Origin of the sequence: Skermanella aerolata KACC 11604, assembly GCF_000936425.1 — a bacterium.
Classification (GTDB): Bacteria; Pseudomonadota; Alphaproteobacteria; order Azospirillales; family Azospirillaceae; genus Skermanella; species Skermanella aerolata.
On sequence record NZ_AVFK01000001.1, the window covers coordinates 205,204 to 219,327 of the forward strand.

Consider the following 14,124-nt stretch of genomic DNA (forward strand, 5'->3'; position numbering starts at 1 on the left):
ATGAGGCGGGCTCTGGTCGCGAGCCTGGCCCTGGCGCTCGGCTGCGGTCCGGTCGGGGTGCTGCTGGTGCTCCGGCGGATGAGCCTGGTCGGCGACACCATGGCGCATGCGGTGCTTCCGGGTGCGGCGGTGGGCTTCCTGGTGTCCGGCTTGTCGTTGCCGGCGATGAGCGTCGGCGGCTTCGTCGCCGGCTTTGCGGTGGCGCTGCTGGCCGGCGTGGTCAGCCGGATCACCGACTCCCGGGAGGACGCCAGCTTCGCCTCCTTCTACCTGATCGCCGTTGCCGCCGGGGTGCTGATCGTGTCGACCCATGGCAGCAACATCGACCTGCTGCACGTGCTGTTCGGCACCGTGCTGGCGGTGGACGATGCCGCACTCCTGATGATGGCGTCGATCGCCACGGCTACGCTCCTGACATTGGCCGTGATCTGCCGTCCGCTGGTGGTGGAGTGTTTCGACCCGGGTTACCTGCGCTCGGCCGGAACCTGGGGCGGTGTGAGCCATCTCATCTTCCTGATACTGGTCGTCCTCAATCTGGTCGGCGGCTTCCAGGCGCTGGGCACCCTGATGGCGGTCGGACTGATGATGCTGCCGGCGACGGCGGCCCGCTACTGGACGCAGAACCTGTGGGTGATGGCACTTGCCGCCACCGGCATGGCCTTCCTGTCCGGCGCGCTCGGGCTGATCGTCTCCTTCCACTACGAACTGCCGTCCGGTCCGGCCATCATCCTGGCCGCCGGCGCCTTCTATCTGCTGTCGCTGCTGCTCGGGCCGCAGGGAAGTGTTCGCACCCGATTTTTCCCACGCCGTCACCTGACGGCGTGATCGCCTCATCCATCCGAGAAAAAGAGGTTCACTCCATGAAATCCTTTGTCGTCGCCGGCATCCTTGCCGCCGGCCTTCTGGTCAATCCGGCCGCGGCGGAGCCGCTGAAGGTCGTGGCGAGCATGAGCGTCCTGGGCGATCTCGTGCAGCGGGTCGGCGGTGCCGACGTACGGGTCACCACGCTGGTCGGTCCCGACGGCGATGCCCACGTCTTCGAACCGACGCCGACCGATGCCAGGACCGTGCAGTCGGCCGATCTTCTGGTCGTCAACGGTCTGGGGCTGGAACCCTGGATGCAGCGTCTGGCGAAGTCGACCGGCTACACCGGTCCGTTCGTCACCGCGACCAAGGGGATAAAACCCCGTCAGGCCGAGGAGGGACCGGAGGAGGAGCATGCCGGCCACGGGCATGCCGACCATGGACACGGGGGCATCGATCCGCATGCGTGGCAAAGCGTGGCCAACGCCAAGCTCTATGTGAAGAACATCTCCGACGGCTTGGCAAAAGCCGATCCTCCGCATGCCGACACGTACCGGGCGAACGCGGACGCCTACACGCAGGAACTCGATGCCCTCGACCAGCAGGTGAAGGCGGCGTTCGCCCGCATTCCGCGCCCTGAACGCAAGATCATCACCTCGCATGACGCGTTCCAGTATTACGGTGCCGCCTATGGATTGACGCTGCTGGCGCCGACCGGGTTGAGCACCGAGTCCGAACCGTCTGCCAAGGCGATGGCGGGGCTGATCCGCCAGATAAGGCAGGAGAAGATCAGGGCGATCTTCGTGGAGAACATCAGCGATCCGCGCCTGATCGAACGCATCGCCGCGGAGTCCGGCGCCAAGGTCGGGGGGCAGCTCTATTCGGACGCATTGTCTCCGCCGGATGGGCCGGCAGCCACCTATATCGACATGATCCGGCACAACACGACGCTGATCGCAAACGCCCTTTAGGGACAATCCTGACGATGGTTGCGCGCCCTCCCTCCCATGACCTCGCTCGGCTACACGATACGAGCTACACCGGCGATCGCATCGCGGTGTAACGTGATCCGCTGAAATTTGGTCGGCATTGGGATGAGAGGGCGCTGCACCTCCCGCAGGGAACGACCGTCAGGCGCCGGTTTCCGTCAGCGCCCCGCCGGGATCGGGAACCACGACAAGCGTCCGGCTTCGGTCCCGGCCAGCAGGTGTCGTCCGTCGTCGCTCCAGGCCAGGGCGCTGATCGGTGAGCCGTCCGGGGCGGCGATCGCCACCGGCGCGGTTCCGTCGGTCGGAGCGATCAGCAGGCGTCCGTCGTCATGACCGGCGGCGATTACGGGTTCCTTGGGATGCGGCGCCACGACGGTGATCAGACCGCCGGCGGTCCCCGCCAGTTGCAGGGGCTGCTTCTGCCACGGTCCCCCGCCGAAGAAAGGCCAGCACACGACGGACTCCGCTCCGCCCGTCGCCAGATAGCGCGAGCGGTTCGTCCAGCCCATGGAACGGACCTTGGTCGCATAGCCGCTCATCTGCATGTCGGCCTTGTCTCTCAGCCGCCAGCCGTGCAGTCCGGACTCCTGAAGGGTGGTCATCAGATGCGTGCCGTCGGGATGCCACAGCACGCCGAGGTGAGATCCCTTCCAGTCCAGCCGTGACGGGGGACCGGGCCGTCCCGTCCACCAGAGGCTCGCGCCACCGTAGTGGGCGACGGCCAAGCGCTTGCCGTTGGGCGCGAAAGCAAGGCTGCCCACAGTGCTCGGATGGTCCAGCGCCGGTGCGGACCCATGGCCGGAAAGGTCGAGCAGATGGACCTGCCGCCCGGCGGAATAGGCGCGCAGCCGGGAGCGCGGGCAGCAGTCCACATGCTCGATCCAGCGCCCCTTGACCTCCGCCAGGGTTTCCGCCGCCTGTCCCGGCGCGATCCGCCGTAGCTTGCCGTCGTCGCCGCCGGTCAGGAAACCGTTCCCGTCGATGTCGCGCGCCAGTGCAAGGCAGGCGCCGTCATGGGCATGGACGACGGCTGGAGCGGCGGAGCTGTCGGTCAGGTCGATCAGCCATGCGGCGCCGTCGCCCAATACCGCCGCCGCGTGGCTGCCGGCGCGGTTCACCTTGACCGAGACGACATAGGCGGCCGCATCCATATGGCGTTCCAGCGGGTGCAGCCGCGTGCCGCCTTCCGAACCGTTCATGGCGCGACGCAGGCGGCGAAGCCGGCGCGCAGCGCGCCGCCGTCCAGGTTTCGCCCGATCAGCACGAAGCGGCTGGTGCGGGGCAGTCCTGCCGGCCAGACGCTGAGATTGCCGCTGTCGGCCAGCATGTGGACACCTTGGACCACAGTCCGCCGGTCGCTCCCCTTGAAAGACAGGATGCCTTTGTAGCGGAGCAGATCGACGCCCTGGACTTGGATGAGGGTGCGGAACCACTGGTCGAAGGCCGCCGGGTCGAGCGCGCGGTCCTCCTGTAGCGAAACGCTGGTGACGGACTGGTCGTGCTCATGGTCGTCCTCGCCCAGGAACCCCGGCTCCATCGCCAGAACGCGGTCGAGGTCGAAGGCGCCGAGCCCGATCACCTCGTCCAGCGCCACGGAGCATCGTTCTGTCCGCCGGATGCGCGCGAACGGGTTCATCGACCGGATGCGGTGCTCCAGCACCACGATGCCGGCTTCGTCCACGAGGTCGATCTTGTTGAGCAGGATCACGTCTGCGAAGGCGATCTGCTCCTGCGCTTCGTGGCTGTCGTCCAGACGCTGGGCCAGATGGCGGGCATCGGCGACGGTAACGATGCCGTCCATCCGGGTGCGTTTGGACACGTCGGGATCGACGAAGAAGGTCTGCGCCACCGGGGCGGGATCGGCCAGGCCGGTGGTCTCGATCAGGATGCCGTCGAAGGCGTCCTTGCGCTTGAGCAGGCCGCCGATGATGCGGATGAGGTCGCCGCGCACGGTGCAGCAGATGCACCCGTTGTTCATCTCGAACACCTCCTGGTCCGCGCCGACGACGAGGTCGTTGTCGATCCCGATCTCTCCGAACTCGTTGACGATGACGGCGAAGCGCTTTCCGTGCGGTTCGGACAGGATGCGGTTCAGCAGGGTCGTCTTGCCCGCGCCGAGATAGCCGGTCAGCACGGTAACGGGGATAGCGGACATCGGCTCTTTCCCTTCCATCGACATCTGTTATGATATGTTATAACGTTACACATCGAATTGACAATCCTCTGCGAGCCGATGATGACCGAAGCCTTGAATTCGCCCGACATTCCCGACGGGCTTGGAGATGCACTCGATCTGGTGCGGACGCTCTGGGATGAGGATGCCGGGGGAGGGCTGCCGCAGCGGATCGTCGCCTGGGCCATGATGATCGAAGCCGTGGACCGTTTGACGGTCCTGCACGGCCCGGCCGCGATGGCCGGGATGCTCGATAAGCTCAAGCTTGCGGTGATCGAGACGCCCGGTTCGGCTCAGGGCACGATCCAGTGAACAGGCCGGAAATTGGGCCGGTGATTGGGGTGGCGAACAATCGGTTCTTCGGCGCGCGGTCCTGGCGCACGGCCAAGCCGGTGGTCCTTCATCCCAGGTTCTTCGAAGGTTTCCTGGACTTCGTCGGCGAGCGCCCCTTCGACTACCGCAAGATTGACGGCTGGCCGCTGCTGGACCAGCACCGATATGAGAACGGTCGCGAGCTCGCCGCGGAATGCCGGGCGGCTGGAATCGCCGTTCGGTGGCGTGACCGGACGCGAATTCCGCGCTTCCTGAAGTCGCTGGTGGCGGAGCGCGCCCGGAACCGCCACCCGGCCCGCCTCTAGGTCCGAGGTTTCAGCACGTCGGCGATCCATCGGGTGCTACGTCTCAACTTGAAAGTTCTATGGCCGCCGTCTTTGAAAGGGAGGGCGGCAGGGCCGTGTGCCGCGGGGCCTGCATTCGAGGATGCCGTAGCCGTACCGCGGAAGTCGAAGGCAGATCAGTACCGAACCGCTGCAAGATGATTGCCAGCACCATTCTTGCATACTACCATTCCAGTCGTTCATCAAAAGTAGCCTGCGGAAGACAGGCAAACCCTCGAGGGAGGAAGCATGGGCATCATCACTCGCACGTGGCGCGTGGCCACGCTCGGCATGGCACTGGGCGCCATTGCCGGAAATGCTCTGGCAGCCGATTATACGCTGAGCGTCAACACGGCGCTGGCACAGCAGGACCCATTGTACAGGGGCCTCGAGGAGTTCAAGCAGAACGTCGAGAAGCGTTCCGCTGGCAAGCTCGCCATCCGCCTTTTCCCCGGCTCGCAGCTCGGCAAGGATGAGGACGTGCTCGAGCAGGCGCGCGCCGGGGCTCCCGTCGCGGTCGTCGTCGACGGAGGGCGTCTCGCCGTCTTCGTCAAGGAGTTCGGCATCCTCGGCGGTCCCTATCTCGCCCAGGGCTATGAAGGAATACGCAAGGTCGTCACCTCGCCGCTGTTCGACCAGTGGGCGGAGAAGCTGCGCACCGCGTCCGGGCATCAGGTCCTTTCCTTCAACTGGTGGCAGGGCGAACGCCATGTCCTGACGAACAAGCCCGTCGCGTCGCCGGCCGATCTCAACGGCGTCCGCCTGCGCACGCCGGGCGCTCCGGTCTGGATGGAGACCATCCGCGCGATGGGCGCCACACCGACGCCGATGGGCTGGTCGGAGGTCTATACCGGGCTCCAGCAGAAGGTGATCGACGGCGTCGAGGCGCAGGACCCCGCAAGCTTCGGCTCCCGGCTGTACGAAGTCACGTCCCACTTGACCAAGACAGGCCATATCAACCTGATCACCGGCATCGTCACCAGTGCCGCCTGGTTCGACAAGCTGCCTGCCGAACACCGCCAGATCCTGCGCGAGGAGTCGCTGAAAGCCGGAGACAGCGCATCGCGCGCGACCGAGGCGTCTCTGGCCGACTACGAGAAGCAGATGCAGGAAAAGGGCATGACGATCGTGGAGATCGACACCAAGCCGTTCCGCGAGGCGACCCAGCCGGTCTACGAAAAGCTCGGCTACACGGAACTCCACAAGGAAGTCGAGAAGCTCCTCCAGAACTGACGCGCCCGCTGTCCGCCAAAGACACTGCCAAGTTCGAAGGGCTTCCACCATGACATCCTGGATCGTCAAGGCGGAGGGGCTGCTGGCATCGCTCCTTCTCGCCGTCATCGTGCTGCTCGTCTTCGCCGCCGGCATCATGCGCTGGTTCGGTCATCCCCTGGTCTGGTCGGTGGATCTGGCGCAGCTCCTGTTCGTCTGGGTCAGCTTCATCGGCGCCGATCTGGCGCTGAGGAAACGTGCCCATATCGGCATCGACTATCTGGTCAAGAGACTGCCGGGGCAGGCCCGGGCTGCACTCGATCTGGTGCTGGGGGCCGTCGTGCTAGGCTTTCTGCTCACCATGGCTGTAATGGGCTACCGGCTCACGATGCTCAACCTGGAACGGCAGTTCGGCGACAGCGGGATCAGCTATGGGTTCGTGACGGCGGCGGTGCCGATCGGGTGCCTGCTGCTCGCTATCACGCTGGCCGGCCAGATGCTGCGGACCGCCGCCACCCTGCGCAGCCGGCCGCAGCCCGTCTTCGCCGCCGCCTCGACGCCGGTCCATGCCGAAGAGCTCGTGCCATGACACTGCTTGCCGTCACCTTCTTTCTCCTGATGTCGCTCGGCGTCCCCATCGCTTTCGCGATCGGGATCGCGGGCTTCTCGTTCTTCGCCACCAACGAGATCATGCCGCTGTCGATCGGCGTGCAGCAGGTCGCGACCGCATCGCAGAGCTTTCCGCTGCTGGCGGTGCCGTTCTTCGTCCTGGCCGGCCACATGATGAACCGGACCGGCATCACCAGCCGGTTGATCGCCTGCTCCAGCGTGCTGGTGTCGTGGATGTCGGGCGGTCTCGCCCAGGTCTGCATCGTGCTGTCCACGCTGATGGGCGGGGTGTCAGGGTCGGCGGTGGCCGACGCGGCGATGGAGGCGCGCATCCTCGGTCCCAGCCTGATCGCTCGCGGCTACTCCCGTGGCTTCACTTGCGCGACTATCGCGGTCGGCTCCCTGATCACGGCGACCATTCCGCCGAGCCTTGGGCTGATCCTTTACGGCTTCGTCGGCAACGTGTCGGTCGGCCGCCTTTTCCTGGCCGGCGTCATCCCCGGCTTGCTGATGATGGCCGGACTGATGCTGACGGTGTGGCTGATCGCACGGCGTCGTGGTTACAAGGCCGAGATGACGGAACGGCCGACCATGGGCGCCGTCTGGCGGGCGGTGGCCGACGCCAAATGGGCATTGCTCTTCCCGCTGGCGCTGCTGCTTGCGATCCGCGGCGGCCTGTTTACGCCGTCGGAAGTCGGAGCCTTCGCGGTCATCTATGCGGCCGTCGTGGGGTTCCTGCTGCACAGGGAACTGACCTGGGCCAGCGTCATGGAGGCCCTGTTCGAAGCGGTCGTCGATACCGGACTGATCATGCTGATCATCCTGTTTTCCGGGATGGTCGGATACGCCATCATTTTCGAGCAGGCGCCGCAGAGCATCGCTGAGGCCATGACCGGATTGACCCGTGAGCCGATCCTGGTGGTGGCGCTGATCCTGGTCTTCCTTTTCATCGCCGGACTGTTCATCGAAAGCACGGTGCTGGTCCTGCTTCTGACGCCGATCTTCCTGCCCATCGTAACGCCGCTGGGCGTCGACCCCGTGCATTTCGGCATCCTGATGATGACCATCGTCACCCTGGGATCGATGACGCCGCCGGTCGGCGTCGCGATGTATACCGTGTGCAGTCTGCTCGACTGCCCGGTGGAGGAATACGTCGTGGAATCGCTGCCCTTCATTTTCACGATCCTGGTGCTGGTCGCGGTTCTCGCCCTGTGGCCCGGTCTCGTCCTGTTCCTGCCGAACGCGCTGATGTGAGGACCGGCATGCTCCGGGGGATATGCTGTGGAGAATTCCGGCTGAAGGTTTTGCGTCATAGCCGGAAGTTGCTTTCGGAGCTGCCAAGTACAGTAAAGAATAATGAACTGACAAAATTCACGGTGACCTTATGGCAATATTGATTATTGTAACTCAGCAATATGGAAAGCCGTAGAAAGAAGAGGATCTATAATGTCTGTCAGAGGTTGCGGATTTAAGTATCTGTCGATATTTCCATTGCAGCGGTGATGATTGTTTGTGTGCGTCGATGAGATGCTGTCTTGCGCGTCGATCGGTATCCGCGTATGAGGTTAGAGAATGACATGCGAAAAAGCATGCAAACAGCTTGGAGGAACGCTCATGAATCCGCTCAATCTTCTAGGTCGCTCGCTCCTGGGGCGTTCCGCGGCCGCGGCATTGTTTGCCGGACTGCTGGCGCTGCCATCCGTTTCGGCGACGGCGCAAACCTTGAAGGCTTCGCACCAGTGGCCGAGCGGGACGGGCGACTTCCGTGACGAGATGATCCAGATCATCGCCAAGGAACTGAGCGCCGCCAATGTCGGGCTCGATGTCCGGGTGTTTCCCGGCTCGTCCCTGGTCAAGCCGCGCGAGCAGTGGAGCGCGCTGTCCAAGGGCCAGATCGACATTTCGCTGTTCCCCCTGGATTATGCCGCCGGTAAGCATCCCCAGTTCAGCGCCACGCTGATGCCGGGGCTGGTCAAGAACCACGAGCACGCCGTCCGGCTTTCCAAATCGCCGTTCATGGACGAAATCAAGAAGATCGTCGAGGGCGAGGGGATCATCGTGATCGCCGACGGCTGGCTGGCAGGCGGCTTCGCGTCGAAGAAGAAGTGCATCCTCACTCCGGAAGATGCTCAGGGGCAGGTAATGCGCGCCGCCGGTCCGATGTTCGAGCGGATGCTGGCGGGAGCGGGCGCCTCGCTGGCATCGATGCCCAGTTCGGAAATCTACACGGCGATGCAGACCGGCGTGCTCGACGCCGCCAACACCTCGTCGGAAAGCTTCAGTTCCTATCGCCTTCAGGAGCAGGTCAAGTGCATGACGCCGCCGGGCGATCAGGCCCTGTGGTTCATGTACGAGCCGCTGCTGATGTCCAAGCGCAGCTTCGACCGGCTCAACCCGAAGCAGCAGGAAGCCTTGATGGCCGCCGCGAAGAAGGCGGAGGACTTCGGTTTCAAGAAGGCCGCCGAAGCGGATGCCCAGATGGTCGACCTGTTCAAGAAGGCGGGCGTCGAGATCGTCTATATGGACGCTGCACAGGCCGATGCCTGGCGCAACCTTGCCAAGGAAACGTCGTACAAGACCTTCGCGGCCGAGGTGGCCGGCGGGCAGGCGCTCATCGACAAGGCCCTGGCGGTTCAGTAACCCCCTAACCGCAAACCCGTCACGGCCCTGCAATCCGGGTGCGCACACCCGGATTGCAGCGGAAAGGGAACCCTCATGGATATATTCATCCGGAGCGTCGCGATGGTATCGCGGGCCTGCGGCTTCGTCGCCGGCCTGCTGATCCTCATCTCCATCCTCGTCGTCACCCACATGGTGTTCCAGCGCTACGCTCTCGGCCAGCCGACCATCTGGCAGACCGAGTTCGTGATCTACGCCCTGGTCGCGTCCACGCTGATCGGCAGTCCCTATGTCCTGCTGCTTCGCGGCCACGTGAACATGGACATCGTTGCGATCTATGCCGGTCCGCGCTTCCGCTTCTGGCTGGCGATGGTGGCCTCGGTCGGCGCGCTGGGCTTCTGTCTGCTGCTGTTCTGGTTCGGCGCGCACTACTGGTACGAGGCATGGTCGAAGGACTGGCATTCCGACACGCTCTGGCGGGTGCCGCTCTGGATTCCGCATCTGTCCCTTCCCGTCGGCATCGGGGTCCTGTCGCTGCAATACGTCGCGGAGATCCTGAGCCTCGTTACCGGCAGGACTCTTCCCTTCGGCCTGCCGCCGACGACCGGCACGGAAGCGCTGACCCAATCCTTTCCCGCCCATGCGGATACGCTGACATGAACCCGCTATTCATGGGGCTCTTCGTGCTCTTCGGCACGCTCCTGGTCATGATGACCGGGATGCCCATCGCTTTTTCGCTTGGCGTCGTCTCGGTGGCGGCGCTGGTGGCGTTCGAGGGACCGCGCAGCCTGGACTTCATCGCGGAAACCTTCCTGGGGGGTCTCGACGACTTCACGCTGGTATCGATCCCGATGTTCGTCCTGATGGGGGCGGCCGTCGCGTCGTCCCGCGCCGGGCGCGACCTCTACGAAGCGCTGGACCGCTGGCTTTACCGCGTGCCCGGCGGACTGGTGATCTCCAACCTGGGCGCCTGCGCGCTCTTCGCGGCGCTGACCGGATCGTCGCCGGCGACGTGCGCCGCGATCGGCAAGATGGGCATCCCGGAGATGCGCAAGCGCGGCTATCCGGACGAGATCGCGACGGGATCGATCGCCGCGGGCGGCACGCTCGGCATCCTGATCCCGCCCAGCCTGACCTTCATCCTCTACGGTATCGCCACCGAAAGCTCCATCGGCCGCCTGTTCCTGGCCGGAGTGGTACCGGGCATCATGCTGACCGTGCTGTTCATGGTCTGGACATGGTTCGCCGTTCGCCGCAGTGGCCACCGCGCCTACGATCCCGCCTTCCGCTGGACCTGGAAGGAGAAATTCTCCGCCCTGCCCAAGGTGCTGCCGTTCCTGGCGATCATCGGCGCCGTGATGTGGGCGCTGTACGGCGGCGTCGCCACGCCGTCGGAAGCAGCGGGGCTGGGAGCGCTATTCTGCCTGCTGCTCGCCATCGTGATTTACCGGATGTGGCGTATCCAGGATCTCGTGGCGATCTTCCGCGACACGACCAAGGAGTCGGTGATGATCCTGATGATCATCGGCACCTCGATCCTGTTCAGCTACATGCTGACCAACCTGTACCTGACGCAGTCCCTGGCGGAGTGGATCGCCTCGCTCGACGTCAACCGGTGGGTGCTGCTGGCGGCGATCAACGCGATGCTTCTGCTCGCCGGATGCTTTCTGCCGCCGGCGGCAATCATCCTCATGACGACGCCGATCCTGCTGCCGATCATCACCGCCGCCGGCTTCGACATCATCTGGTTTGGCGTCATCCTGACCATCAACATGGAAGTCGGCCTGATCACGCCGCCGGTCGGCCTCAACCTTTACGTCATCAACGGCATCGCCCCGGATGTGCCATTGTCCCGCATCCTGTGGGGCTCGCTGCCATACGTTCTATGCATGCTGCTGGCCATATTGATCCTGTGCATCTTCCCGGGCATCGCGACATGGCTGCCGGACATGCTGATGGGGCCGGCGATGTGATCTGCTCCATCCAAGCCTGAAGACGGATCGGAACCGAAAAGGGGAGGGGAGGCGAATAAGGCTATTCCGGGTTGAAAATAGGGCGGCTTCGGTGCGGCGGCTGCCACTTCTTCCCGCATCCGGGGGTTAGCAGGAGGTCATACGACCTCCTGAAAGCCTATGATCTGCGGAAGAGGGCGGGATGAAACTGGAAATCGATGTCGTGTCCACGCTGGTTGCCGCCATCGTGGTATTGCTGATCGGCCGCGTGGTCATATCCAAGGTCGGCTTTCTTCAGCGCTACAATATCCCGGAACCGGTCGTCGGCGGCCTGCTCGCGGCGCTGGTCATCACCGCCCTGCGGTTCGGCGGCGGCATGGAAATCACCTTCGACATGTCGCTCCAGACGCCGCTGATGCTGGCGTTCTTCGCCACCATCGGCCTGAGCGCCGATGTCAGGACACTGATGCAGGGCGGTCGCAGGGTGCTGATCTTCTTCGTGGTCGTGGCCGTCATGCTGGTGATCCAGAATGCGGTGGGCGTCGCCGCCGCCCTCAGTCTCGACATGCATCCGCTCACGGGCCTGCTCGCCGGATCGATCACCATGTCGGGCGGACATGGCACCGGCGCCGCCTATGCGACCCGCTTCGGGGAAGACTACAATCTGCAGGGCGCAATGGAGATCGCGATGGCATGCGCCACCTTCGGTCTCGTCCTGGGCGGGTTGATCGGCGGTCCCCTGGCGCAGCGCCTGATTACTCGGCACGGACTAACCGCGAGCGCCGATGCCGACAAGGACGGCGCGCCCGGGGAACTGGGCGGTGACGAGCGGCGGACGCTCAGCCCGGAGAGCTTCTTAGAGACGCTGTTCATGATCGTCATCTGCGTCATGATCGGGACGTATCTCGGCCAGATCCTGAAGAACGACTACCTGACGCTGCCGGCCTTCGTCTGGACCCTGTTCACCGGCGTCATCCTGCGGAACGGGCTGAGCCTTTCCGGTCTGCGGCAGGTCGACACCGCGACCATAGACCTGCTCGGAACTGTTTCGCTGTCGCTTTTCCTGGCAATGGCGCTTATAGCGTTGCGGCTATGGGAACTGGTCTCGCTGGCCCTGCCGATCCTGATCATCCTGGGTGCGCAGACTGTCGCCATCGCATTCTATGTGTACTTCGTGACCTTCCGGGTCATGGGGTCGAACTACGACGCGGCGGTCATGTCGGCGGGGCATTGCGGCTTCGGCATGGGCGCCACGCCCACCGCAATCGCCAACATGCAGGCGGTCGCGGGGCGCTACGGCCATTCGCCCCAGGCTTTCCTGATCATCCCGATCGTTGGGGCTTTCCTGATCGATCTGGCCAACGCGCTGGTCATCCAGGGTTACATGAGTCTGCCCCAGCTGGGCTTCTAGCAGGAGAGTACCATGATCGGCCGACTTCTCCGCATTGCTGCGGTCGTCCTGGCGCTGGGCGTCACGGCGGCGTGCGAAAAGACGCCCGACGAGGCGGCGGTACGCGACGCGCTTCAAGGCGCCATCGGCACGACCTTCGCGGAACCGGTGGTCGAAATCGCCTCCTTCGAGCGGGTCGGCAGCGGACCGCTTCCGGCCGGAGCCGATGGGACGGAGCGCAAGATCGTCTATTACAACGCGGATCTCAGGCTGCTCCGGGATTACTCCTTCAACGACTGGGAGGCGCTGAACGTCTCGGCTCTCGCCAGCCTGCTCGGCGCCACCGAACATGGCCTCCAGGGCATCCGGCGCGACGGCAACGCCGCCGGCGACACGCTGCGGGTACGTGGTTCGGTGGGGTTCGAGCGGATGGACGGCGACTGGCAGCCGGTCGTGGTGGCCCAGTCTCCCGTCAGCGAACCGCCGACATTGGACAATACGGGACCGCCCGCCGTCGCGCGCGGGTTGGTCGACCAGATCATGGCGCTGTTCGAAGGACCGCCGGCCGACGATGCCAGCCAGGCCCGCGCGATCATCACGGAGGAACTGGACGACGCTTACCGCCAGATCACCCTTCGTCTCGACCGGCTTCAGCGCGCCTTCGTCATCGCGGGCGGACCAAGCGGCGGCGAGTACAACCTGATCGCCCGGACCATCGCCGCCACGATCTCGGCGAACGGCATCCGCTCGGCCGGCGTCGCCACCGACGGCAGCGTCGAGAACCTCCGGCTGGTCCGCGACGGCTCGGCTGACGTCGTGCTCGCCCAGAACGACATCGCGGCGATGGCGGCGCGCGGCGAGGGACTGTACCAGGATGCCGGCGCCGATCCCGATCTTCGGGCGTTGGCCAGCCTGTTTCCGGAGCCGGTGCATATCGTCGTCCGGGCAGACGATCCGATCCGGACGGTCGCCGACCTGCGGGGCAAGCGGATAGATCTGGGGCTGCCGAGTTCCGGATCGGTCCTGACGGCCCGTTCGGTGATGGACGCCCACGGACTTGGCCTTGCGGATTTCGCGCAGGTGACCGACATGGGACCGGCCCGCGCCGTCGAGGCATTGACCGCCGGAAACATCGACGCCCTGGTCAGCGTCATCAATGCGCCGGCACGCCTGTTCCAGCGGCTGTCGGCACAGTCGGACATCCGCTTCCTGCCGCTCGACCCGCAGGCTATCCGGACGCTGAATTCATCCAGCAGCCAGCTCGTGCCGTTGACCCTTCCCGCCGGGATATATCCCCGCCAGACGGAGCCTGTCCCGACCGTCGCCGTCACGGCGCTGCTGGTGGCAAGGCGGAGCATGCCCGATGTCGAGGTCACCACGATGCTCGACACCGTGTTCAAGGACATCGACTTCGTCGCCGCCGGAAGTGCCGCGGGCGCCCTGATTTCCCGCAACCGGGCGGAAAGCGGTCTGTCGATCCCCCTTCATCCCGCGGCCGAGACATGGCTCGGCGATGCGCCGACCGCTGCGACGCAGTGACTGCCTCGCAACAAGCGCCGTGGCCCTCAGACGCTTGGTCGATCCCCGTTATCCGCATCGGCGGACCGGGAACATGAGAAATCCTAATGACCGGAATTAGATTTGCCCGTTTGTCACCAGTCCTGGGCGGAGGCACGCTGGGGTAACGCTGAGAACCGATTTTCCAGCGGTCGTTCAAAAC

Annotated in this window: 14 protein-coding genes; 12 read left to right on the forward strand and 2 right to left on the reverse strand. The window is 64.7% G+C overall.

Going from position 1 to position 14,124, the window contains the following annotated elements:
- Positions 1-825 (forward strand): metal ABC transporter permease, encoded by an 825-nt coding sequence (locus tag N826_RS00930; protein WP_044425827.1) that lies wholly within the window; start codon positions 1-3, stop codon positions 823-825.
- Positions 826-860: 35 nt separating this feature from the next.
- Positions 861-1,775, forward strand: coding sequence for a metal ABC transporter substrate-binding protein (locus N826_RS00935; protein ID WP_044425445.1), 915 nt, complete (start codon positions 861-863; stop codon positions 1,773-1,775).
- 176 nt (positions 1,776-1,951) lie between these two features.
- On the opposite strand, the gene N826_RS00940 is transcribed toward N826_RS00935, so the two are convergent.
- Positions 1,952-2,992, reverse strand: a complete 1,041-nt coding sequence (locus N826_RS00940; RefSeq protein WP_044425446.1) for a WD40 repeat domain-containing protein — start codon at positions 2,990-2,992, stop codon at positions 1,952-1,954.
- Positions 2,989-3,948 carry a CobW family GTP-binding protein gene (locus tag N826_RS00945; protein WP_044425447.1) on the reverse strand — a complete coding sequence of 320 codons (960 nt, stop codon included), beginning with the start codon at positions 3,946-3,948 and terminating at the stop codon, positions 2,989-2,991. The genes N826_RS00940 and N826_RS00945 overlap by 4 nt, the downstream gene beginning before the upstream one ends.
- Before the next feature lie 81 nt (positions 3,949-4,029).
- On the opposite strand from N826_RS00945, the gene N826_RS00950 reads away from it, so the two are divergent.
- The 10 genes from N826_RS00950 (at position 4,030) to N826_RS00995 (ending at position 13,943) form a co-directional block, all read left to right on the forward strand.
- Positions 4,030-4,278 (forward strand): hypothetical protein, encoded by a 249-nt coding sequence (locus N826_RS00950; protein WP_244619398.1) that lies wholly within the window; start codon positions 4,030-4,032, stop codon positions 4,276-4,278.
- Between the two features lie 29 nt (positions 4,279-4,307).
- The gene (locus N826_RS00955; RefSeq protein ID WP_044425449.1) at positions 4,308-4,604 is read left to right on the forward strand and encodes a hypothetical protein; all 297 of its coding nucleotides are present in this window, start codon (positions 4,308-4,310) and stop codon (positions 4,602-4,604) included.
- 267 nt (positions 4,605-4,871) lie between these two features.
- Entirely contained in the window at positions 4,872-5,855 is a 984-nt protein-coding gene (locus N826_RS00960; RefSeq protein ID WP_052830729.1) for a C4-dicarboxylate TRAP transporter substrate-binding protein, read from the forward strand.
- A gap of 49 nt (positions 5,856-5,904) precedes the next feature.
- A complete protein-coding gene (locus N826_RS00965; protein WP_044425450.1) occupies positions 5,905-6,423 on the forward strand; it encodes a TRAP transporter small permease in 519 nt (172 codons plus the stop codon).
- Positions 6,420-7,697, forward strand: coding sequence for a TRAP transporter large permease (locus tag N826_RS00970; protein ID WP_044425451.1), 1,278 nt, complete (start codon positions 6,420-6,422; stop codon positions 7,695-7,697). Before N826_RS00965 ends, N826_RS00970 begins: the two co-directional genes overlap by 4 nt.
- A gap of 360 nt (positions 7,698-8,057) precedes the next feature.
- Complete coding sequence (gene dctP / locus N826_RS00975; RefSeq protein WP_044425452.1) at positions 8,058-9,083, forward strand: TRAP transporter substrate-binding protein DctP; 1,026 nt, start codon at positions 8,058-8,060, stop codon at positions 9,081-9,083.
- Between the two features lie 75 nt (positions 9,084-9,158).
- Complete coding sequence (locus N826_RS00980) at positions 9,159-9,722, forward strand: TRAP transporter small permease subunit (protein WP_044425453.1); 564 nt, start codon at positions 9,159-9,161, stop codon at positions 9,720-9,722.
- Positions 9,719-11,035, forward strand: coding sequence for a TRAP transporter large permease (locus N826_RS00985; RefSeq protein WP_044425454.1), 1,317 nt, complete (start codon positions 9,719-9,721; stop codon positions 11,033-11,035). The genes N826_RS00980 and N826_RS00985 overlap by 4 nt, the downstream gene beginning before the upstream one ends.
- A 181-nt stretch (positions 11,036-11,216) precedes the next feature.
- Complete coding sequence (gene gltS, locus N826_RS00990) at positions 11,217-12,425, forward strand: sodium/glutamate symporter (RefSeq protein ID WP_044425455.1); 1,209 nt, start codon at positions 11,217-11,219, stop codon at positions 12,423-12,425.
- A 12-nt stretch (positions 12,426-12,437) separates the two neighbouring features.
- Positions 12,438-13,943: a TAXI family TRAP transporter solute-binding subunit gene (locus N826_RS00995; protein ID WP_044425456.1), complete on the forward strand. Its 1,506-nt coding sequence runs from the start codon at positions 12,438-12,440 to the stop codon at positions 13,941-13,943.
- The last annotated feature ends 181 nt before the right edge of the window (positions 13,944-14,124 follow it).

What these genes read in the sequence shown, in the direction of transcription:
- N826_RS00930 (WP_044425827.1), top strand. Translation starts at nt 1, where the DNA reads ATGAGGCGGGCTCTGGTCGCGAGCCTGGCCCTGGCGCTCGGCTGCGGT.
- N826_RS00935 (WP_044425445.1), top strand. Translation starts at nt 861, where the DNA reads ATGAAATCCTTTGTCGTCGCCGGCATCCTTGCCGCCGGCCTTCTGGTC.
- N826_RS00940 (WP_044425446.1), bottom strand. Translation starts at nt 2,992, where the DNA reads ATGAACGGTTCGGAAGGCGGCACGCGGCTGCACCCGCTGGAACGCCAT.
- N826_RS00945 (WP_044425447.1), bottom strand. Translation starts at nt 3,948, where the DNA reads ATGTCCGCTATCCCCGTTACCGTGCTGACCGGCTATCTCGGCGCGGGC.
- N826_RS00950 (WP_244619398.1), top strand. Translation starts at nt 4,030, where the DNA reads ATGACCGAAGCCTTGAATTCGCCCGACATTCCCGACGGGCTTGGAGAT.
- N826_RS00960 (WP_052830729.1), top strand. Translation starts at nt 4,872, where the DNA reads ATGGGCATCATCACTCGCACGTGGCGCGTGGCCACGCTCGGCATGGCA.
- N826_RS00965 (WP_044425450.1), top strand. Translation starts at nt 5,905, where the DNA reads ATGACATCCTGGATCGTCAAGGCGGAGGGGCTGCTGGCATCGCTCCTT.
- N826_RS00970 (WP_044425451.1), top strand. Translation starts at nt 6,420, where the DNA reads ATGACACTGCTTGCCGTCACCTTCTTTCTCCTGATGTCGCTCGGCGTC.
- dctP (WP_044425452.1), top strand. Translation starts at nt 8,058, where the DNA reads ATGAATCCGCTCAATCTTCTAGGTCGCTCGCTCCTGGGGCGTTCCGCG.
- N826_RS00980 (WP_044425453.1), top strand. Translation starts at nt 9,159, where the DNA reads ATGGATATATTCATCCGGAGCGTCGCGATGGTATCGCGGGCCTGCGGC.
- N826_RS00985 (WP_044425454.1), top strand. Translation starts at nt 9,719, where the DNA reads ATGAACCCGCTATTCATGGGGCTCTTCGTGCTCTTCGGCACGCTCCTG.
- gltS (WP_044425455.1), top strand. Translation starts at nt 11,217, where the DNA reads ATGAAACTGGAAATCGATGTCGTGTCCACGCTGGTTGCCGCCATCGTG.
- N826_RS00995 (WP_044425456.1), top strand. Translation starts at nt 12,438, where the DNA reads ATGATCGGCCGACTTCTCCGCATTGCTGCGGTCGTCCTGGCGCTGGGC.